The 20214-nt window shown below is 59.1% G+C and carries 17 protein-coding genes and 1 pseudogene; 13 read left to right on the top strand and 5 right to left on the bottom strand.

Annotation, left to right across the window (positions count from 1 at the left end; genetic code table 11):
• Positions 1-55 precede the first annotated feature (55 nt).
• The 12 genes from LRS06_RS08670 to LRS06_RS08615 all read left to right on the top strand — a co-directional run bounded on the left by LRS06_RS08670 (position 56) and on the right by LRS06_RS08615 (position 13825).
• Positions 56-1303 (top strand): hypothetical protein, encoded by a 1248-nt coding sequence (locus LRS06_RS08670; protein ID WP_257871126.1) that lies wholly within the window; start codon positions 56-58, stop codon positions 1301-1303.
• On the top strand, positions 1290-1505 hold the full coding sequence (locus LRS06_RS08665; protein WP_257871125.1) for a hypothetical protein: 216 nt from the start codon (positions 1290-1292) through the stop codon (positions 1503-1505). Before LRS06_RS08670 ends, LRS06_RS08665 begins: the two co-directional genes overlap by 14 nt.
• Positions 1506-1761: 256 nt before the next feature.
• The gene (locus tag LRS06_RS08660) at positions 1762-5229 is read left to right on the top strand and encodes a hypothetical protein (protein WP_257871124.1); all 3468 of its coding nucleotides are present in this window, start codon (positions 1762-1764) and stop codon (positions 5227-5229) included.
• Positions 5230-5307: 78 nt separating this feature from the next.
• Complete coding sequence (locus LRS06_RS08655) at positions 5308-5628, top strand: hypothetical protein (protein ID WP_257871123.1); 321 nt, start codon at positions 5308-5310, stop codon at positions 5626-5628.
• Positions 5629-5742: 114 nt separating this feature from the next.
• Positions 5743-7254: a hypothetical protein gene (locus LRS06_RS08650; RefSeq protein ID WP_257871122.1), complete on the top strand. Its 1512-nt coding sequence runs from the start codon at positions 5743-5745 to the stop codon at positions 7252-7254.
• 19 nt (positions 7255-7273) lie between these two features.
• A complete protein-coding gene (locus LRS06_RS08645; RefSeq protein WP_257871121.1) occupies positions 7274-7675 on the top strand; it encodes a DUF6188 family protein in 402 nt (133 codons plus the stop codon).
• Between the two features lie 56 nt (positions 7676-7731).
• Positions 7732-9192 carry a hypothetical protein gene (locus LRS06_RS08640; RefSeq protein ID WP_257871120.1) on the top strand — a complete coding sequence of 487 codons (1461 nt, stop codon included), beginning with the start codon at positions 7732-7734 and terminating at the stop codon, positions 9190-9192.
• A 149-nt stretch (positions 9193-9341) separates the two neighbouring features.
• Positions 9342-9839, top strand: coding sequence for a hypothetical protein (locus LRS06_RS08635; RefSeq protein WP_257871119.1), 498 nt, complete (start codon positions 9342-9344; stop codon positions 9837-9839).
• 17 nt (positions 9840-9856) lie between these two features.
• Positions 9857-10549 carry a hypothetical protein gene (locus LRS06_RS08630; RefSeq protein WP_257871118.1) on the top strand — a complete coding sequence of 231 codons (693 nt, stop codon included), beginning with the start codon at positions 9857-9859 and terminating at the stop codon, positions 10547-10549.
• 93 nt (positions 10550-10642) lie between these two features.
• Positions 10643-12847, top strand: a complete 2205-nt coding sequence (locus LRS06_RS08625) for a prolyl oligopeptidase family protein (RefSeq protein WP_257871117.1) — start codon at positions 10643-10645, stop codon at positions 12845-12847.
• A gap of 96 nt (positions 12848-12943) precedes the next feature.
• Positions 12944-13180, top strand: a complete 237-nt coding sequence (locus LRS06_RS08620; RefSeq protein WP_257871116.1) for a hypothetical protein — start codon at positions 12944-12946, stop codon at positions 13178-13180.
• A gap of 144 nt (positions 13181-13324) precedes the next feature.
• Entirely contained in the window at positions 13325-13825 is a 501-nt protein-coding gene (locus LRS06_RS08615) for a GNAT family N-acetyltransferase (RefSeq protein WP_257871115.1), read from the top strand.
• Positions 13826-13928: 103 nt separating this feature from the next.
• Here LRS06_RS08615 and LRS06_RS08610 read toward each other — a convergent pair.
• The 4 genes and pseudogenes from LRS06_RS08610 to LRS06_RS08595 all read right to left on the bottom strand — a co-directional run bounded on the left by LRS06_RS08610 (position 13929) and on the right by LRS06_RS08595 (position 16672).
• A pseudogene (locus LRS06_RS08610) lies at positions 13929-14230 on the bottom strand (DUF4286 family protein).
• 134 nt (positions 14231-14364) lie between these two features.
• On the bottom strand, positions 14365-14820 hold the full coding sequence (locus tag LRS06_RS08605) for a DUF6526 family protein (RefSeq protein ID WP_196954213.1): 456 nt from the start codon (positions 14818-14820) through the stop codon (positions 14365-14367).
• A gap of 108 nt (positions 14821-14928) precedes the next feature.
• A complete protein-coding gene (locus LRS06_RS08600; RefSeq protein ID WP_257871114.1) occupies positions 14929-15330 on the bottom strand; it encodes a hypothetical protein in 402 nt (133 codons plus the stop codon).
• Positions 15331-15418: 88 nt separating this feature from the next.
• A complete protein-coding gene (locus LRS06_RS08595) occupies positions 15419-16672 on the bottom strand; it encodes an MFS transporter (RefSeq protein ID WP_257871113.1) in 1254 nt (417 codons plus the stop codon).
• A gap of 303 nt (positions 16673-16975) precedes the next feature.
• Between LRS06_RS08595 and LRS06_RS08590 the strand changes: the two genes are divergently transcribed.
• The gene (locus LRS06_RS08590; RefSeq protein ID WP_257871112.1) at positions 16976-17413 is read left to right on the top strand and encodes a hypothetical protein; all 438 of its coding nucleotides are present in this window, start codon (positions 16976-16978) and stop codon (positions 17411-17413) included.
• A gap of 185 nt (positions 17414-17598) precedes the next feature.
• On the opposite strand, the gene LRS06_RS08585 is transcribed toward LRS06_RS08590, so the two are convergent.
• Positions 17599-20034, bottom strand: coding sequence for a TonB-dependent receptor (locus LRS06_RS08585; protein WP_257871111.1), 2436 nt, complete (start codon positions 20032-20034; stop codon positions 17599-17601).
• Between the last annotated feature and the right edge of the window lie 180 nt (positions 20035-20214).

Genomic DNA, 20214 nt, shown 5'->3' with positions numbered 1-20214 from the left:
GCACTTTGGTACATCTCAGATCTAAGCTCTTATATCTAAGACCTTCCCTGCACTCATGGCTAAACTGTTTTTATTCGGCATCGGCGGCACGGGCTCCCGCGTGATTCGCTCCCTGACCATGCTGCTGGCCTCGGGCGTAGAGCTGCCCAACTGCGACCGGGTAGTGCCCATCATCATCGACCCCGACGCCCACAACGGCGACATGAACCGCACGGTGGCGTTGCTGCAAAGCTACCAGCAGGTGCACCGCCGCCTGGGCCAGCAGGAGGAAGGCTTCTTCAAAACCGACATCAGCACGCTGAGCAACATCTCGGCCGATGCCAACGGCGGGGTGAAAGACACCTTCATCTTCGACTTCGGCGGCATCAACCAGAGCTTCCGCCAGTACCTGCACTACGACCAGCTCTCCGTGGACTCCAAAGCCATGGTGGAGCTGCTTTTCACCCAGGACAACCTGGAAAGCCCGCTTACTATTGGCTTCCGCGGCTCGCCCAACGTAGGCTCCGTGGTACTGAACAAAGTGGTGGAAAGCCCGGAAATGCGGTTTTTCGCCGACAACTTCCAGGAAGGCGACCGGGTGTTTTTCGTGTCGAGCATCTTCGGGGGTACCGGCGCGGCCGGCTTCCCGCTGCTGCTCAAAAACCTGAAAGACCCCAACACCCGCCTCAGCAACGCCCGCTACCTGCGCGACGCCCTGACCGGTGCCGTGACGGTGATGCCGTATTTCGCGCTGCAGAGCGAGGAAAATCAGGTTATTGACTCCAACAACTTCCTGACCAAGACGAAGGCCGCGCTCAGCTACTACGAGCACAACCTGCCGGGCCTCGACGCGCTGTACTACCTGGCCGACACGCCCGACACGCCCTACGACAACCAGCCCGGCGGCACCCAGCAGAAAAATAAGGCCCATCTGATTGAGCTGCTGGCGGCCCTGAGCATCGTGGATTTCATGCAGTACTCCGATGCCGAACTGCGTAGCGGTGCGCCCCAGCTTCCACGAGTACGGCCTGGGTGGAGACTCAATGGAGGTGCAGTTTGGCCACTTGCCCGACGAAACCCGCGAGCTGGTAGCCAAGCACCTCACCCAGATGCTGTACTTCTCGCGCTACCACAAGCAGCACCTGCCCACCGACAAGGCGCCCTACCACGACAACCTGAAGCTGGACTATGCCCTGCGCAACGAGCCCATCTTCCGGGAGTTGAACAACCTGCTGCACAGCCCCGAGTTCGGCATAGACCAGTGGCTGCAGGAACTCTCCCAAAACCGCCGCGCCTTCCGCCCCTTCGACTTGAGCACGGATGATTTCAACGCCATGATTGCCGGCAAGCCCGTGGAAAAGAAGTGGAACGACTTCTTCAACAAAGGCCTCAGCCACAACTGGCTGCTCGATAACCTCAACAAAGCCGACAAGTCCATCAACGAGCCCGACAACTTCAAGAAGCTGCTGGCCCTGTTCTACGATGTAACCGACAAGGCCTTTGAGGAAAAGGTGAAAGTGGTGTAACCAGAACAAAAGCTCCCCTCCTCAGCTGAGGAGGGGACGCGGCAGCTTGCTGCCGCTGGGGTGGTTGGTCTCGTTGCTGATGTTGTTTGGTAATTATATACCACACTAGCGAAATTCCTCAGTCCCTAGCTTGATACGCCACATGCTCGGAATGACGGGATAAGCAAACAACGAAACAACGACTTTACCACCCCGCCCTTCGGGCACCCCTCCTTGAAAAAGGAGGGGACTCCGTTCAAATCAAAGCAAACTCAGAATGGCTAAAGTCCTTCGCCTGCACAATAACGGGTCCCAGCAAGTACAAGGCTGGCAGAAAACTGCCCCCGTCACCAGTACCGAAATCAACACCGTAACGGACCCTACGGGCGGCAAAGCCCGCAACCTGGCCATCAGCATTCCCACGCCGTTTGCGCGGATGCACCTGTTTGAAACGGCGTTTGATTTCCTGGCCCGCGAAGGGCAGCGTAACCCCGGCTCGGTGTACCACGAGTTGGTAACGCACTACTGGGACTTGCTGGAGCTGCTCTACAACTTCCACCTCTACTCCCAGGCCGGCCGCAAAATCACGCTACGCCGCTGGAACACGGAGGCCGAAATCCGGAAGATGCGCAGCGAGGAAGGCACCCGCCTGCTGGGCGAAACCCTGCAGCTGTTCTTCCAGGACCAGCGCTTCCAGGGTTTCTCCGACATGTACCTCATTTTCTATGAGTCGCCGGAGCTGGCGGGCGGACCTCGCCTGCTGGGGGGCACTTCGCCGCTTACCCTGCTGTTTACCGGCCCGGCCGTGAAGCCGCTGGACTTGGAGCGTCCGCAGGCCCGGGGGCATTATTTCGATGGGCAGACGGTACTGCTGGAGCAGCGCGACCCACAGTTTCAGGAGTTTGTGTACGAGCTGTTCCTGGCGTATCCGCAGCTGCGCGGCCGCGACTTTGCCGGCAGCGTGTACGCCGCCCTCGACCGCACCCGCATCAACCAGATGCAGATGCAGGGCGACCGGACGGCCCAGCAGTATCAGAGCCGCTTCCCGGCTTTGCCCGATGCGCAAGGCAACCTGGTAACCGTGAAGGGTGTGCCGTTGCCCGGCCGCGCCGATCAGTCAGCCGTGACCAGCTCCGACCTGTTCATTCAGCCCACGCGCGAAGCCGGTACCGGCCGCCCGCGCCCCTTGGTGCTACGCCCCAACCTCACTATGGCCGGGGCCAACTACCTCAACGGCCAACCCTGGGATGACCGCACGCCCGTGCCCTACCACGATGAGCTGGCGCTGGAAAGCCGCGTGCTGCCGGGCAAAGGCTTTAAATACCCCTATCTGACCGTTGGTGACTTCCTGGAAGACTCTCTGGTGGAGCTGCCTTACGAGCTCAATACCCAGCGTTACCACACCGGCAAAGTCACCTTCCAATACGGAGCTGATGGGCAGGGCCGGGCCCGGTTCCCGTACCTGCTGCCGCTGCGCCAAGCCTTCTTCGAGTACTTCACAGAGCATGAGCTGGCCGAGCTGCTCACCTTCACCATCGACCTGAACCATGTGCGCGTGCAACTGCGGGTGCCGGTGCAGGGTGGCCGCTTCATCACCTTTGAGCGCAGCTACTACACCAATCCGCAGAACCCGAAGGACGCGCAGGGCCGTGAAATTCTGGAAAAAGGCCGCATTGTGCGGGCCAACGTGGGCGTGGGCATCTTCCCGTTCTACGTGTTCCGTCAGCAGCCCGAGTACAACGACCTGTACAAGGTAATGCTGGTGGATGCCGACAACTCGCCTACCATGCTGCAGCGCCGCTACGAGCTGGCCTTCTTTGCCGGTGGGGAGCGGATAACCGACCAGGGCGCCGCCCGCCGCGCCACCCGCCAGGAGCGCACCACCAAGAGCGTAGCCAGTGCCGGCAGCACCTACTACGAAATCACCGGTACTCACTTCGACATTGCCGAGCTGACCTGCCCGCCCGCCGTGCTAGGCGCCGCCCCAGCTCGGGGCTTGGTAGTACCGCGCTGGCGTGAACTGGAGCGTGGTACCCGCCGCTTCACCTTCGCTGTCGACTTTGGCACCACCAACACCCACATTGCCTACGCCGACAGCCCCCGGGCGCACCCGCGTCCCTTCACCATTGGCGAAGCCGATGTGCAGGTGGAATGGCTGCACGCGCCGTTGCCCGATGCAGGGCAGTCGGCTACGCAACGCTACCGCTCAGGTGCCGGGCAGCTGCAGAGTGATGTGGCCACCCTGCAAACCCGCGAGTTTGTGCCCAGCTTTATCGGGGAAGGCGGCTCGGCCTATGAGTTTCCGATCCGGACGGCCGTGTGCGAAACGACCAGCTTCGCCAACGAGCCGGCCAAGGTGCTCAGCAACATCAACGTGGGCTTCAGCATCAACACCGAAACCCTGTCGGAGCTGCCCCAGAACCGCTTTGTGACCAACCTGAAGTGGTCGGCGGAGCTGGATCCGCAGGGCGTGTCGCGCATTGAGGCCTTCTTCAAGGAAATGCTGCTGCTGATGCGCCACAAGGCAGCCCTGCACGGCGGCATTTTAGAAGATACCCGCGTGGTGTGGTTTGCCCCGCTGAGCTTTGACGGGTTCCTGCGCAACCAGTTCCAGCAGGTCTGGGACGAGAAATTCCAGCAGGTCTTCAAGGTGCGCCGCTCCACCATCTGCCTCACCGAGTCGGTGGCGCCGTACTACTACCTCACGGCCACCAACCAGGTGGTGCCCAACCGCGACGAAAACGTCATCAACATCGACATTGGCGGCGGTACAACTGACTTGCTGGTGTTTGCCGAGCAGCACCCAGCCTTCAGCACCTCATTCCGCTTTGCCGGCGACGACTTGTGGGGCGACGGTTACGCCCGCGTGCAGGGCGCGCCCAAGCAGAACGGCTTGCTGCGCCTGGGCGTGGCTCACGCCGAAAGCCTGCCCGACTCGGAGCAAAACCAGGAGTACAAAGGCTACCTGAACGCAGCCCTGCGCAACGCCGACTTCGGCTCGGCCGATGTGACCTCCCTGCTGTTTAAGTATGATGATGCGCTCCGCTTCTCGCAGGCCTTGGGCCTGGGCAAAGGCCGACAACTGCGGGTACTGTTCTACCTGCACTACACCAGCATCATTTATCACACCGCTCAGCTGGTGCAGCACCTCGGCCTGAAAACGCCGCGCTACTTGTGCTTCTCCGGCAAAGGCAGTTTGTACCTGCGCCTGCTGGCCGGGGGCAGCAACCTCGGGGCTATTGAGAAGATTACGAAAGCCATCTTCCAGGCCGTAACCGGCACCGAAGCTCCTCACAACTTCCGCGTGATTCTGGCCGATAACCCCAAGGAAGCCACCACCAACGGCGGCGTGCTCTACGAAGACGGTGCCTCCACCGCCGACTACGACCGGATCAAGCCCGTGAAGTTCACCGGCGCGCCGGACTTGGGCGAAATCGGGCAGCGCCGCCTCAAGCTGGCCCAGGTAGATGCCGATCTGAAAACGCAGGTGCTCGATAACGTGCGCAGCTTCCTCACTTTGGTGCTGGAAGGCGACGAAGTAGCGCCCTACATGCGCGAAGTAGGTGTAGACGTGGACCGGCAGCGGGTGAAAGACATCCTGCTCCGCGAAATCGAGGACAGCCTGAGCCTAGGCCTGCACCAGTTCCAGCGCCTCCTGTCGGCCGACGAAACCCTACCGGAAACCCTGTTCTTCCTCCCGCTGAAACAAGCGCTGTACAACCTGAGCCGGGAGTTGCAAGCTTAGGCTTACGTGCTAAGTGAATGGATCTGCTGCTTTCCTGTAAGGTATAGGGGGTAACATGACGAATAACCTTAAAGTAGAATGAAGCTGGTTGAATTGATTTCTGGCATTGCTGAGGATAACGAGTTGAAATTCCTTTTAAAGCGAGAAGGGGTTGTTAGCGACTCAGAACATCTATCGGTATACATAACTCCAGATCTGAAAGCTGATTCGGAAGTGAAGATATTCGGCATTGAGCAGACAGAAGAAGCCGTTCACTACGTGTATAACGGTACTGAATTTATTCAGCTTTTTCCCTTGTCAACTGTGATAGAAGTAGTAGAAGGTGGGCTTGAAGCCAAGATTTTTACCCACAGGGAAATTGCTGATAGGCTGATCGAATATCAAATTAATGATGCGTAGAGGTTCGTCTAAAAGTCTGCTACATACTTCCTCAGAGTGGGAGGAAACCCGTGAGTAGACTTGCCTCTTCTGTTCCACCTCGCATTAGTCTGCTGTACTCACTACCCGAAACCTATGACTCTTTCCCGCCGCGCTGTTTCTCTTCTCTTCGGTCTACTACTTCTGGCAGCCAGCAGCCACGCTCAAACGGCCCTCGGGCAGCCTACGCTCGACGAGCAGAAAGTGCAGATCTGGTGCGCTACCATTAAGTTCGTATACGACGACACGGGCCGGCCCAACCTCAAAAACTCCCTGCGCTGCGGCGACGGCCTGAAGAACTTTGCCAGCAGCATCAAAGCCGACAGCCAGCGGGTGTACAGTGCGCTGTACCAGCCGCTGGAAGGTCGGGGCGTGATGTACAAAGGACTGAGTTCGGACAAGGCGCGGGTACAGAAGCTGGCCACGGAAATCATCAACCGGTTGAAGTCCTCACCGGCCCGGCGAGGCAATCCGGCCCGGATGCAGGCCGTAGAAGCCCTGGCAGCTCAGCTGAATGGCTACGTGCAGAACGGCACCCCGCCCACCGACGTAGCTGCTTCGGCCGCCGAAGCATCTCCCGATACCACGATGACGGAGGACACGGCTGCCCCGGTAAGTGAGGAGCTTATCTCAGACAATACGGTAACTGCCGCGCCCGCCCGCAGTGGGAGTGGGGAGAGCCTGATGAGCAAGTTCTTTGCCCCGTTGGCGCTGATTGTGTCGTTGCTGAGCCTGTTTCTGTACGTGCTCATGCGCCGCAGCCTCGATGGGTTTCAGAAGGAGCTGAGCAGCCGCATCGATAAGCGTCGGGAGGAAATTCAGGCCCTGCAAACCAGCCCCGGCACGGGTGGCGGGTCGGCTCCGGCCCGCCTCACGCCCGAGCTGCGCCAGCAGATTGAGCAGTTAGTACAGCAGCGCGTGGCTGAGGAACTGGGTAAGCGCCCGGTTGCTGCCCCGCCCGCCGCTATAGGGGCCCCGCGCCAGAACTCTGGGCAGAACGCCAACCAAAACCAGCGGCCGAACCCCGGCCAGGGCCAGCCGCAGCCCCGGCCGGTGGAGAAGCCCCGGTCGGCGCCGGCTCCCGCGCCAATGCCCAAGCCAGCGCCTGCCCCGGCAGCAGAAGTACCTGCACCAACTGCTACGCCTTTTGCGAACATCAGCGAGGCGCCTTCCGCCTACGAAGCACCAACCGCGCTAACGAACACGCCCGTAACCAACGATAGTGACGAGTTCGACAGCCTGGTGCCCCCGGTACAGCTGCCGACCCCGGAGCGCCCTGCCGCGCCTGGCCCGGCGTTGCGCTACGTGAAGGTGCCTGTGAACGGAGGCTTCAGCGAGTATGACCTGGCCGACCAGCCCCAGCACGACAGCATCTACCAGATCAGCCTCAACCCCCAGAACCCCGATACGGCCACGTTCCGCGTGAATCCTAACCCGGCCGTACACGCCTACGCCATCCAGAGCGCCCAGTATTCCCTGCGCGAGGCCTGCCGCTACCAGCAGCCCAGCGGCTCAGTGTCGCGCATCGTCACGGAGGAAGATGGCACGCTCCGCCGCGTAGGCAGCGCCTGGCAGATCGAGCAGAAGGCGGCTATCCGGTTCGAGTAGCCGCCCTAAGGCTTAATTTATGAAAGTAAGAGAGGTTGGTAAATACTACGAACTACCCATTATTGGTCTACAAATCAATGGTGTCCAGTTTGATGGTCTGCCACGGCTTATTTTCAATGATGCAGAGAAGAGCTACTTAGATATTCACGGTCCATTTGTGTTAACGCGTTACGGTCAGGAAAGCCAGCTTAAACCTAGAAGCAAAGAAGCTTGGTCCGTATGGTATGACCTGTTCCGAACAGAAATTAAGTCGGCCCTAGCAGATAGGAAGGGTAGCTTATTCCTGGTTTTTACAAATGGCTGGGAGCTTCGGGTGGAGGATGGCCCGTATGAAAACTGGCATTATACCAAACAGAATGTTCATAATGTCAGGGAGACGCTGACTATGCATGGTGGAGTAGGTCATACTACCATCTTCTGATATCAGCAGGATAGTCGGCTGCTATCTTACTTCGAGTTGTGTAGCTTCGTAGCACTATGCTGGAAATCATTCTCGAACTAGTCGTTGTACTGGTTGTAGTGGGCTTGCAGGTACGCGAGTTCCTGCAGACGCGCGCCCGCGCCCGACGACTAGAGCTGCTTTATCCTGAGCGGACGGCCCTGCGCGTGGAGCGCCGCCTCGTGACGCCCGACGGCCGCGACCTGCCGGACTACGCCGCCGACGCCCCCGCCGATGCTTATCTGGCTGACCTGCTGAAAGCCGAACCCGCCACTGAGGACTTTCGCGATATCCTGCTTGATACCAACGACTACCTGCGCCACAACAAAGGCGCAGCGGCTGACTTCGACATTCTGAAAGACATTTCGGAGCGCCGCTCCGAGGTGCTTGAAACTGACGCGCAGTCGGGTATGGCTACGCCGCTGTACCTGGGGCTGCTGGGCACATTTCTGGGCGTGATTCTGGGGCTGGTGGGCATTGCCCGCAACGGAGTATCGGACGAAGACGCCTTACGGCCTTTCCTTACCGGCGTGCTCATAGCCATGACGGGCTCCTTCGTGGGGCTGCTGCTCACGCTGCTAGGCCAGGGCCTAGTGCGCCGCGCCCGCCAGCGCGTAGATGAGCGCCAGAACCAGTACTACACCTTCCTGCAGGTGAAGCTGCTGCCGGTGCTGCACGCCGATATGGCCGGCTCGCTCACCAACCTTAAGTCGGTGCTCGATGCCTTCAACCAGCAGTTTGTGGGGCAGATTGAGCTGTTCAACCCCTTGATGCAGAAGGTGACGGAGAACATCCGGGTGCAGAGCGAGTTTCTGCAGCGCCTCGATACCATCGGCTACGATAAGATGGCGGCGGCCAATATTGCCGTATTTGAGAAGGTACGGGAGTCGGCGGAGTTGTTCGGCCAGTTTACGGGCTACCAGCAGAAGCTGAACCAAATGCTGGCCGAGGGCACCAACACGGCCCACAGCGTGGCCGGCATTCTGGACCGACTGCGCGGCTTTGAGCGGGGTATCAACGACCTGGGCCAGTACATCGGGCAGAACGACAACCTCATCCAGCACCAGCTCGACTTCTTCCAGCGCCACCAGACGGAAATGGACGCCCTGCGCAGCCGCACCGAGCAGTACTTCGACCAGGCCAGCCTCTCTCTTACCGACTTGATGCAGAAGCGCCTGCAGTATCATGAGCGCGACGCCCAGCAGGCCTACGAAAAGTGGGGCGAGTACTTCCAGCGCCTCAACCAGGACAACATATTCGAGCGGATTATGCGCCAGCTCGACCCATTGAAAGCACTGGAAACCAACCAGCAGGCCCTGAACCGCGACGTAACGGCCACCCAGCGCGAACTGCTCCGCAAAGTGGAGCTGGACTCCCAGATCCAGGCCAAGCTGCTGTCGGAACTTTCCAACCTGAATGCTGTGCTAGTGAAGGCAACTTCCAAAAACCGTTTCCAGCGGTTCATGGACAAGCTGTTCGGCGGGGTACGGCCACAGTAATACCGAAACACGTTCCCAAAGAACGCCATGCTGAGCGCAGCCGAAGCATCTCTACCGCTTCGTTGGAGTTGCATCACACCGGAACATGTTAGAACCTGCGGCTTCGCATACACCAGATGAAGCATGAAGGAGCATACTGGAATGAGCTCATGAACAAATTTTCCAAAAGCTGGTCGAACAGTATGGTGCTACTGTTACTATTAGCAGTGACTAGTCAAGCCTATGGGCAGCAGAATGATATAATCAGAATCAAAATTCCAGAGCAGTACAGCAGGCTTTTCAATGATGAACTTGTTAAGCGGCTGGTAATCCGCCCGGAGTTTAGGAAGAGTAAGTCTGTTTTCGCCGCTGATACAATTTTGAATACCCTGGAAGTGTGCGGCGGCAATGGAGTGTACTACTATGAGAGGAGCGCTAATGACCGTGCCTCTGCCAGTTACCGGGTTGTTACGAAGGTTGGGGACGAATTGCAGTATGTGCGAAACGGCACGAGCAAGGCGGGACATGAGCAGCTTCTTGCTGACTATTATGCCGGAACACTCAGCAGTGATAAATGCGTCACATATGACAGCACTACTTCACTACTAGCCCAAGTAATAAGGTTGGTCGAGCTCAACAATAGAAAGACACCAGTCAAGAAATTTTAAGAACCTCATTTCAGTCCATGAACAACTCCTCCAACCGCCAGTCCAACGACTTTTTCTGGCCCAGCTACGTGGACCTGATGACGTCGTTGTTTGTGGTGATGCTGGTGCTGTTCGTGTACAGCTTCAAGCTGTTCAAAGACCGCGAAAAGGAGCTGCAAACCGCTAACGGGGAGCTGAAAGCCAAAGCCATAGAGCTGGAGCAGATTCAGCGCATCCGCGAGTCGCTGCGGCGGTTGGAGGGGCGCTACTTCCGCTACGACGCCACCAATGAGCGCTACGAACTGAAGCTGGACGTGCAGTTCAAGGCCGGGCGTGATGAAATTCAGGAGCGCGACAAGCCGGCCCTGCTGGCCGCCGGGCGCCTGCTCCAGAAGCAGCTGCGCAGCCTCAGTGCCAGCTCCCGCGCCCAGAACGTGCGCTACCTGGTGATAGTGGAAGGCATGGCCGCCCGCTACCTCTTCAACGATGCCAGCAACCGCCGCGACGAGCAGTTTGCCTACCAGCTCAGCTACCGGCGCGCCCTCAATCTGCTCAACCTCTGGCGGCAGAATGGCCTGAACTTCAGTCAGGACCAAAGCATTGAGCTTATCATCGGGGGGAGCGGATTCTACGGCACCGGGCGCTACCCTTCCACGAAAGGGCAGGAAGAACGGAACAAACGCTTCCTGATTCAGGTAATCCCCAAAGTCGGGCGTATGCAGCGGCTGTAGCGGGGAGACGCCGGGCGCTTTAGCTTGCGGCTGTTACCTTGTAGCAATGCCTTTCCGCCCGGGTCGTTTCCGTCCTCTTTCCCACCGCTCGCCATGCCCACCCTTCTACGCTTACCGGCTTTGCTGATTTTTGGCGTGACTTCCCTGGCGGCCTGCACGGCTGCGGGCCCGGACGCCGCTTCAACCTCTTCCGCTGTGAATAATTCCCGCCACCACGCGGCTGCCTACCCCGCCGCCCGCAAAAGCAATCATACCGACGACTACCACGGCACACCCGTAACCGACCCCTACCACTGGCTGGAAGACCCCGACTCGCCCGAAACCAAAGCCTGGGTGACGGCCGAAAATAAGGTTACGTTTGATTATCTGGCCAGGATTCCGTTTCGGGACCAGATCCGGACGCGGCTTACGCAGATGTGGAACTACGAGCGGTACGGCGTGCCCCAGCGTGAGGGCGAATACCTTTACTACCAGAAAAACGACGGCCTCCAGAACCAGGCCGTCCTGTACGTTCAGAAAGTAGGGGAGGAGAAAGAGGCGGTGCTACTCGACCCCAACAAGTTCTCCGCCGACGGCACCACCGCCCTGGCCGGCACTTACTTCTCGCCCGACCACCGCTACCTGGCCTACGCTACCTCGGGCGGTGGTTCCGACTGGCAGAAGCTGCGCGTGCTGGATCTGCAAACCCGCCAGCCTCTGACCGATGAGCTGGAATGGGTGAAAGTATCGGGCGCGGCCTGGGCTGGCAACGGCTTTTACTACAGCCGCTACGATGCCCCCAAAGCCGGCGAAAGTCAGCTGGCAGGCAAAAATGAGTTTCATAAGGTCTACTACCACCAGCTGGGTGCCCCGCAAAGCGCCGATAAGCTGGTGTACGAAGACGCCAAAATGCCCCTGGGCTTCCGCTACGCCGGCACCACCGACGACGAGCGGTTCCTGATCATTTACCTCACCGATGGAAAGGCCGACGGTAACCGTTTGCTGGTGCGCGACCTGAACAACGCCAAGGAGGCCGGCCGCTTCCAGACCGTTGGCAGCACCTATGAGCACAACCATTCCGTGGTCGGGAACGTGGGGGGCAAGCTCCTGGTGCTTACCAACCACAAGGCTCCGCGCTACCGGCTGGTGCTGGTAGATCCTGCCAAGCCCCAGGAAAGCAACTGGCAGGACGTACTGCCCCAGACGGAAGATAAGCTGGAAGAAGTAGCGCAGGTTGGCGGCAAGCTCATAGCTACCTACCTGAAAGACGCCAGCAGCGCCGTGAAGGTGTACTCGGCGAAAGGCGAATTTGAGCGCGACGTGGAGCTGCCTGCCCTGGGTACGGCCAGCGGCTTCGGCGGCCGCCCCGATTCCCGGGAAGTGTACTACGCCTTTACTTCGTTCACTTATCCCACCACCATCTACCGCTACGACCTAACCAGCGGCCAAAGCACCGTGTTCCGCCAGCCCAAAGTAGCCGTAAACCCCGACGACTACGTGGTGCGCCAGGTGTTCTATACCAGCAAGGACAAGACGAAGATTCCGATGTTTATCGTGCACCGGAAAGGCCTGAAGCTGGACGGGCAGAACCCCACATACCTGTATGGCTACGGCGGCTTCAACGTGTCGCTCACGCCCTCGTTCAGCATTGCGCGTATGCTGTGGCTTGAAAACGGCGGGGTCCTGGCCATTCCCAACCTGCGTGGGGGCGGCGAGTACGGCGAGGCCTGGCACCAGGCCGGCATGACGCCCCGCAAGCAAAATGTGTTCGACGACTTCATTGCCGCCGCCGAGTACCTCGCTATCCAGAGCTATACCACGCCCGACAAGCTGGCCATTGCGGGCGGCTCCAACGGCGGCCTGCTGGTGGGCGCCACCATGACGCAGCGCCCCGATGTAGCCCGCGTGGCCTTTCCGGCGGTGGGCGTAATGGATATGCTGCGCTACCAGAAGTTCACCATCGGCTGGAACTGGGCCCCCGAGTACGGCACTTCCGAAAATTACCATCAGTTTCAGAACCTCTACAAGTTCTCGCCCCTGCACAACCTGCGGGCCGGCGTGGCCTATCCTGCCACGCTCATCACTACCGCCGACCACGACGACCGGGTGGTGCCCGCCCACTCCTTCAAGTTTGCGGCTACCCTGCAGGCCGTGTACGCCGGCACCGAGCCTCAGCTCATCCGCATCGACGTAAATGCCGGCCACGGCGCGGGCAAGAGCACCAAGCTGCTCATCGACGAGTGGGCCGATATCTGGTCGTTTGCGTTCTACAACATGGGCCTGAATCCCTACGGCAAGCAAGCCAAGCTGGTGAAGTAGCCTCGTTTAGCCCGGTACACGTATAGGCGTTTCCGGGCAGCGTGTGTATCTTGCGGCCCCAAACCCCGAACGGCCCTGCCTTTTTTAGTTATATCCATGAAAAAAATGCTCTTGCTCGGTCTGCTGGCCGGCGCTTCCCTGACGCTCACGGTGTCGTCGTGCAGCAACCCCGACTACAAGAAGGATGAGGACCTCACGGTAAAGCCCCTGCCGCCGCTGCCCGCCGAGGTTTCCGGTCAGGATTCGGCCACTGCTGCTGCTGCCGCTGCCAAGCAGGAAATCAACGCCGTAAACGCCACGGAGGCCATCAAGAAAATGCAGCCGCAGATGTAGGCTTTGCCTGCTGTCGGCAATCAATGATGAGCAATGGCCCCGGAGGCTGTTGCTCATTTATTTTACAGGTAATTGCTCCAGCGCCTTACTTAGTTTGGAGCCGGCTTGCCATTTCATTCCTCCCCCTTTACTCAGCACTGACGTATGATCATCCGCCGCGGCACCGAAGCCGACTTACCCCGCGTCCACGAGCTCATTGTTGAGCTGGCTGTGTTTGAGCGCGCTCCGCAGGAAGTCACCAATACCCTGGAGGATATGCGCCGCGACGGATTCGGCCCGCAGCCCATTTTCAGCTTCTTCGTGGCCGAAACGCCGGAGCAGGGAATTCTGGGCATTGCGCTGTACTACACAGCATATTCCACCTGGAAAGGCCGGATGCTCTACCTCGAAGACCTGGTAGTGACGGAAGCAGCCCGGGGCACCGGCATCGGCAAGCTGCTGTTTGATGCCGTGGTAGCCGAAGCCCGCCGCAGCGGGGCGCACCGGCTGAAATGGCAGGTGCTCGAATGGAACGAGCCCGCCATCGGCTTCTACAAGAAAATAGGCGCCAACCTCGACCCCGAGTGGCATAACGGCAATATGACATCCGAACAGCTGGCGGCCTACGCCTGCCACCCGGAAGTAGAAGCCGCCGTGCAGGGCTAGCCATATGGTACCCCTTAAGTAACAGGTTGCCACAATACTGCCCGATAACAGAAGAGCCGCCTCTTTAGAGGCGGCTCTTCAAGCTTAAAGGCATAACGCGAAGCTAGTCCACAATTTCCAGCATGGTGCGGAAAGAGGCAAACCGGCCGCCAAAATGCTTCTCGATTTCCTGCCGCAGTGCCGGGGCTGCTACGTCCTGGTACTCTTCCAGCTGCGCTAGGCTTACGCAGTAATACTGAGCCGCGTAGGTGATGCCGCCATCTTCCTCATTGAGGAGACGGCAGAGCTGGCTTTTCAAAAAAAGCCGGTAGCCATTACCTCAGGCAGATGCGTGTCGCGCATGTAGGCAACCCACTGCTCTTCAATTTCCGGGTCGAGGCTGGTGGTGACGTTGTAAAGAATCATCGGGAAAGTCAGCGAAGCAAGTGAATACGGCCAAAGATGTGGGAAAGGCAAGCGGCCTTTCTTGCCCACAGCTTAGGCTAGCAACACAAAGTTCAGACAAAAAGTCCAGGCTACGGCCGCCACATGGCAGGTTTTCACACCCTCATCTTGTCGGGTACCACATGATCGATACGCTCCTGGATAGCGGCGGGGGAGAGTTTCTCACGGATGGCAGCCTGAAGCAGCCCGGGTAGCTCGGCATCGGAGGCATAGCGCAGGGCAGCTATCTGCTTGAAGGTGAGCTGCTGCTCGAAGGGCTGAAAACTGTCGCGGGTGATTTCAAAGTAGCGCTGACGCATTTCCAGCCGGATAATGCGGTCCTGCAAGGTGAGGGCGTAGTGCTGGCGCATCATGATGAGCATGCCCAGCACAATTACAGCCCCGGCGGCCACGCAAAACCACAGGCGGGCGTTGTTATCATCGGTGCCGGCTATGGCCGCGTAGCGCCGCCCGGCATAAAAGGCCATGACCAGTGCCGCCGGCAGCAGAATAAAGTGGTGCGGCACGTACCAGCGCACGGTAGGGCGGTTGGTGGGAGAAGAAGAAGGCATGGGTTGTGGCGGTAAAGAGCACTACTTGGTATCTGGCACACATACGCCGTGTGCCGGGGCGGAGCTACGCGGCGGGTTGGTCACGTAATACTCCATTAACTGAACGCGTTAGGCGCGGGCCGCCTTCTTGGCTTCTTTGGCCCGCTGCTTTTCTTCCTTCATCAATACTTTGGCGGCCTTTTCGCGCTGGCGGTCGGCCTTGGCTACTTCCTGCTGACGGCGCAATTCCAGCTTCTGGTCTTTCAACTGCTGCTTTTGCTCCTTCATGGCGCGCTTCTGGTCGTTGAGTTGCGCTTTCGAATCGTTTACGGCTGTGCGGGAAGCGGCCGATTCACGCTTTTGCGTATCCAGGGCACCTCGGGCGGCGGAGGCCCGGTCCTGTTGCTGCTGAAGCGTGAGCTGGGTTGAGTCAGTTACCGCAGGCGTGGTTTGGGCGTGGGCAACGGCAACACTGCACCAGGCAGCTGCCAGAAGCGCGACAAATAATTTCATGGCTACGGTCGAGTTCATAGGAGAATTCGCCTTTAGGTACGGCGCCCACCCCGCAGAGTTGGGATTAGCACTTTATACCGCAAGGCGTCTTTGCCCGGCGGCCCGGCTAAGCTTCGTCCTGCTCTACGTAGTCGAGGTCTTTGCCGAAGCTTTCGGGTAGGCTGCTCACGGCCCAGAAGGCAATCAGCAAAGAGCCCGCGCCCAGCAACGCCGCGCTGCCGATCAGCCCCAGCGGACCCCGCAACGCCTGAAACAGCGGCACCAGCAGCACCACCGAGCCGCGGGCAAAGTTGGGTGCCGTGGTAGCTACCGTGGCCCGCAGGTTGGTGCCGAACTGCTCGGCCGCCACCGTCACGAACAGCGCCCAGAAGCCCACCGAAATGCCCAGCACAAAGCACACCGCGTAAAATACCGTGGGCGAGGCCCTATGCACCGCAAACAGGTACACGCCCACCATCACGCCGCAAAACACCAGAAACAGCTGCAGCGCCCGGTTGCGGCTGCGCAGCACCTGGCTGAGGGTGCCGCTGGCAAAGTCCCCGAACACCAGCCCGAAGTAGCACCAGAACACGCCCAGCCCGGCTGTGACGGGGCCGGTAATACCCATTTCCGTGCTGAATTCCGGGGCCAGCGTAATCAGGATGCCGACCACAAACCACAGCGGCACCCCGATGAGCAGGCACTTGGCATAGCGGGCCAGCCGGCGGCGGTTGGTGAACAGCGTCAGAAAGTTACCGCGCTCCACGTCACTTTTCTTGGTTTGCTCGAACATACCCGACTCGTACACGCCGACCCGCAAGGCTAGCAGCGCTAAGCCGAGCCCGCCGCCCACGATGTAGGCATTACGCCAGCCAAACCGAGCCCCCACCCAATAGGCCAGCATGGCCCCCGATACGCCCACGGTGGCCACAATCATGGTGCCGTAGCCGCGCTTTTCCTTGGGCAGCGTTTCGGCCACCAGCGTGATGCCCGCGCCCAGCTCCCCGGCCAGGCCGATGCCGGCAATCAGCCGCAGCCAGGCGTACTGGTCAATGGTCTGCACGAAGCCGTTGGCCAAATTAGCCAGTGAGTAGAGCAGGATGGAGCCGAACAGCACCGACAGCCGCCCGCGCTTATCCCCCAGAATGCCCCACAGCACCCCGCCCAGCAGCATGCCGCCCATCTGCATATTGATGAGGTACAGGCCCTGGTTGGTTACCGCGTCTTTGGCCGTAATGCCCAGCTCGTTCAGGCTATCCACCCGCACAATGCTGAACAGAATCAGGTCGTAGATATCCACAAAATAGCCCAGCGAGGCTACAATGACGATGGCCGAAAACAGGCCGGTAGTTTTGGGAGAAGCGGAGGCAGAGGCAGGCATGCGGGCAGGAAAGAAGTAAGGCCCCGCAGATTACGAAGATTTACTTGCTCCGCAACTCATAAGTATTTGCAGAAATACGCCTTAATGATTTCTTCCGATTTGGCTCAGCTAATGGCAAACCCGCAACATCGTACGGCACGGCTCCGGCCCTTTATAATAAAGCCATACTCTTCCCTGGTGATGAAGGGCTGTATGTGCAACGTATTCATTGCAGTAGGCTCAGAAGATAAGTAAAGCGTGTCAGTATATTGTCGGTAGAATTTTGAAGCCTCGGTCTGTTTATCCTGTTTATCTGCTTTCTGTATGGGCTTTCTTTCTAAACTGTTCAAATCAAAGCCCGATAAAGTATACCATACATCTATAGGGAGTTTTACCTTGGTCTACAGCAAAAAGGAAAAAAACATCTGGTCCAGCGCTTCTGGTAAGTTTTGTCGCTCTGTTGGTGGAACCAATACGGAGCCAGATCCTGCCCAATTAGAATTTCTTTCAACTATTGATGAACGGATTGAATCATTAAGCACCAGCATTACTGAACGTTTCAATGAATTATTTTTAGAAGCGGGACTGGATATAACCATATCAAACTGGCAGGATAGGTTCGCTATAGGTGGTGTGGACATTCATAATGTCTCCCCAGACAACACCGACTGGATTATCAGTTTCGATGATCAAGAAGAGGATGTGACCTATAATCTGTTTGTGGAGGGCACTGAAGCACTCGATTTCTCCATTGATTCTTGACCGAATTGCACTTGCAACAAAGTTTAAGCAGTTGCTAGTGTGCGCTTTTCTGAGTTTTAGTGCCGTCCCACAAGACGCGTCACCTGGATACCATACATACAGCTACCCCCAAATGGAGGCTGCTGTATGTATGAAAACTTGTTTTTTCTTCCCCGAAAAACAAGCTCCAACGATTCAGGGGCGGGCTACTTAAACGCCAGCGGCACCACGAGCTTCGCGCTTAGCGTGCGGCCCATGTTATACACCCCGGTGCGGCTGGTAGCGTTGTTTACCGCCGCGTACTTCAGGCGGCTCAGGTGGTTCTGGTAGGCCACGTCGAACAGGTTGTTGGCGGCCAGATACAGCGAAAACAGCGTGCGGCCTTTGGCGGAGGCTACCTCGGTGCCCACGCCCAAGTTCACCAGGGTGTAGCCGGGCGTGCGGGTTTCGGTATCGAAGGCCGAGAACACGCGGTTCTGGGCGAAGTTGTGCTCCACCGTGCCCCGGGCATACAGGTTGCGCAGCGCCGAGCGGCCCACCTGCCGGAAATTCACCCGCAGCTCCGACTGAAACCTGTCGGCGGGAGTGAAGGGCAGGTAGCGCTGTCCGGCTGGCTGATCTAGCTGCACCGCCCGCACCATCGAAAACGAGTTTTCGAAGTGCAGCCAGTCGAGCGGGTGGGGGTGTAGGTCCAGACTTACTTCACCCCCGGCCAGGCGCGCGTCACCCTGCCCGTAGCGAAACACCCGGTCGCCATCCGCCGAAAGGGAGTCGGTACCGTCCTGAGAAGCTAGTCGGCGCGGGAAGATGTAGTTGCTGATGCGGTTGCGGAACACGTCGGCCGTAAAGCTCACGTGGTCGGCCGTGAAACTCAGGCCCCCATCCAACTGGAAACTGGTTTCCGGCTTCAGGTCCGGCTCCCCGATTTCGTAGCGGGTGGTGCCCTCGTGGATGCCGTTGGAGCCCAGCTCGGCAATGTTGGGGGCCCGGAAGCCCCGGGCCGCGTTGGCTTTCAGCAGCCACTTCTCGCTCAGGTTGTAGGCGCCGCCCACGCTGCCGCTCACGTTTCGGAAACTGCTTTGGAAGCCCGCAAACTTTTCCTCACCTTGGCCCGCAGGTACCGGCTGCTCTTCCTCATCCAGAAACAGCGCGTCGGCCGTAATGCGCCGTACGTCGTAGCGCAGGCCGCCGCTGAGGTCGAGCTTCCCAATGCTCTTTTTGGTGACGCCGAACACGCCGCCATCCAGCAGACGGTAAGCCGGAATCAGGAACTCCACGCCCTTGTTCTGGTTTTCCTGCTGCATGCCGCTCAAGCCCAGCGTGGTGTGCCAGCCGTTTTTCTCGGGCAAAAACCAGCGCAGGGCGTAGTCCACGGTGCGCAGCTGAAAAAATAATGACTTCTCGTAGTAGTCCTCGGGGTTGCCAAACTCCCGGCGCAGGTTCTGCTGCCAGCCCACGTTGAGCGTCAGGCGGTACTGACCCAGGATGAAGTTGTTGTCGGTGCCGATGCGCAGGTGGTTGATTTGCTGGCGGGGCACGTCGAGGTCATAGCCGGAAAAGCCGCTGCCATCCACTATCTGCGTTTCGCCCAGGCTGGTCACCCGCGTAAACCGGCCCGAAGTGGAGTCCCGCTCGCCCTCAATCAGACCCAGGATCTGGTTGAAAGAACTGAAGGTGAGGTGCGTGTAGCCCCAGCTTTTGTTCAGGCCCACGTAGCCGCTGCCGTCCAGCTCCCGGAACCCCGAGTTGTACACCCGGCCGTCGTACTTGTTTCGGTAATCGGTGGCCACCTTGCCCGAGCCGCGCACCTGCCAGTTCAGGCCACCCAGGTTGCCCGCGTTCCAGAGCGAGTAGCCCTGCTGGTAGTTGTTGGTCTGGTAGTTGGCCGTCACGGAGCCCAGAATCCGGCCCTCCTCTACCGGGTCGGGCGCCAGAAAGTTGATGACGCCGGCCAGCCCGTCGGAGCCATACAGCAAGGAGCCGGGGCCCTTAATCACCTCGGCCCGGTCGATGCTGAACTCGTCGATTTCGATGCCGTGCTCGTCGCCCCACTGCTGACCTTCCTGCTTGGCCCCGTTGTTCAGGGTGATGACGCGGTTGGCTCCCAAGCCCCGGATAACCGGCTTGCTGATGGCCGCGCCGGTGGTAATCTGGTTGAGGCCGGGCGTGTGAGCCAGGGCGTCCACGGCGTTGGTGGCGGCCGTCTGGCGCAGGCGCGTCTGGTCTACCACGCTGGTGGGCACCGGTGAGCGGCGCATTTCCGTGCTGGCCGATACCCCCGTCACAATCACCTGTCCGATTTCGGTTTCAGCCGGGGTGAGGGCTACATCGAGGGCAGTGCCGGCACTGGTGTCTACGGTGCGCACCACGGGAGTGTAGCCCACAAAGCGCACCTGCATCAAAAAGCGGCCCTGCGGCAAGCTGGCAAACCGGAATGTGCCATCAGCCCCCGTGGCAGTGGCTTGTTTTACATCCGGGAAAATTACGGTAGCACCCGGCAGTGGTTCGCCGGTAGCAGCATCAGTTACCCGGCCGGTAACGGGGACCACCGTGCGGGTAGCCCGGGCCGGCAGGCTCGGCCGCGGGGCGTTTTGGGCTTGGATTACGCTATTGCCGGCCAGCAGCAATAGGCTCGCAGCCATAAAAGTTGATTTCATGCTAAAAAATGTGCGCACTGAGTTAGGCAGCAGTAGCCGTGCACTCAGCGCCAAGAAGTAAGAGAAGCTGCCGGAGAAGCCCAGATGCCAACTTCAATTTCCGCTCAGCCTGTAACAGATGCAGTGTACAGACTGCTGTATCCGGTGAAGGAAAGCAGAGAGGCC

Origin of the sequence: Hymenobacter sp. J193, from assembly GCF_024700075.1 — a bacterium.
GTDB lineage: Bacteria > Bacteroidota > Bacteroidia > Cytophagales > Hymenobacteraceae > Hymenobacter.
The sequence above is the reverse complement of the archived record's forward strand: the minus strand, read 5'-3'. Positions and strand labels throughout refer to the sequence as shown.

What these genes read in the sequence shown, in the direction of transcription:
- LRS06_RS08645 (WP_257871121.1), top strand. Translation starts at nt 7,274, where the DNA reads ATGAAAGTAAGAGAGGTTGGTAAATACTACGAACTACCCATTATTGGT.
- LRS06_RS08620 (WP_257871116.1), top strand. Translation starts at nt 12,944, where the DNA reads ATGAAAAAAATGCTCTTGCTCGGTCTGCTGGCCGGCGCTTCCCTGACG.
- LRS06_RS08670 (WP_257871126.1), top strand. Translation starts at nt 56, where the DNA reads ATGGCTAAACTGTTTTTATTCGGCATCGGCGGCACGGGCTCCCGCGTG.
- LRS06_RS08625 (WP_257871117.1), top strand. Translation starts at nt 10,643, where the DNA reads ATGCCCACCCTTCTACGCTTACCGGCTTTGCTGATTTTTGGCGTGACT.
- LRS06_RS08660 (WP_257871124.1), top strand. Translation starts at nt 1,762, where the DNA reads ATGGCTAAAGTCCTTCGCCTGCACAATAACGGGTCCCAGCAAGTACAA.
- LRS06_RS08595 (WP_257871113.1), bottom strand. Translation starts at nt 16,672, where the DNA reads ATGCCTGCCTCTGCCTCCGCTTCTCCCAAAACTACCGGCCTGTTTTCG.
- LRS06_RS08615 (WP_257871115.1), top strand. Translation starts at nt 13,325, where the DNA reads ATGATCATCCGCCGCGGCACCGAAGCCGACTTACCCCGCGTCCACGAG.
- LRS06_RS08655 (WP_257871123.1), top strand. Translation starts at nt 5,308, where the DNA reads ATGAAGCTGGTTGAATTGATTTCTGGCATTGCTGAGGATAACGAGTTG.
- LRS06_RS08600 (WP_257871114.1), bottom strand. Translation starts at nt 15,330, where the DNA reads ATGAACTCGACCGTAGCCATGAAATTATTTGTCGCGCTTCTGGCAGCT.
- LRS06_RS08630 (WP_257871118.1), top strand. Translation starts at nt 9,857, where the DNA reads ATGAACAACTCCTCCAACCGCCAGTCCAACGACTTTTTCTGGCCCAGC.
- LRS06_RS08585 (WP_257871111.1), bottom strand. Translation starts at nt 20,034, where the DNA reads ATGGCTGCGAGCCTATTGCTGCTGGCCGGCAATAGCGTAATCCAAGCC.
- LRS06_RS08640 (WP_257871120.1), top strand. Translation starts at nt 7,732, where the DNA reads ATGCTGGAAATCATTCTCGAACTAGTCGTTGTACTGGTTGTAGTGGGC.
- LRS06_RS08605 (WP_196954213.1), bottom strand. Translation starts at nt 14,820, where the DNA reads ATGCCTTCTTCTTCTCCCACCAACCGCCCTACCGTGCGCTGGTACGTG.
- LRS06_RS08590 (WP_257871112.1), top strand. Translation starts at nt 16,976, where the DNA reads ATGGGCTTTCTTTCTAAACTGTTCAAATCAAAGCCCGATAAAGTATAC.
- LRS06_RS08635 (WP_257871119.1), top strand. Translation starts at nt 9,342, where the DNA reads ATGAACAAATTTTCCAAAAGCTGGTCGAACAGTATGGTGCTACTGTTA.
- LRS06_RS08650 (WP_257871122.1), top strand. Translation starts at nt 5,743, where the DNA reads ATGACTCTTTCCCGCCGCGCTGTTTCTCTTCTCTTCGGTCTACTACTT.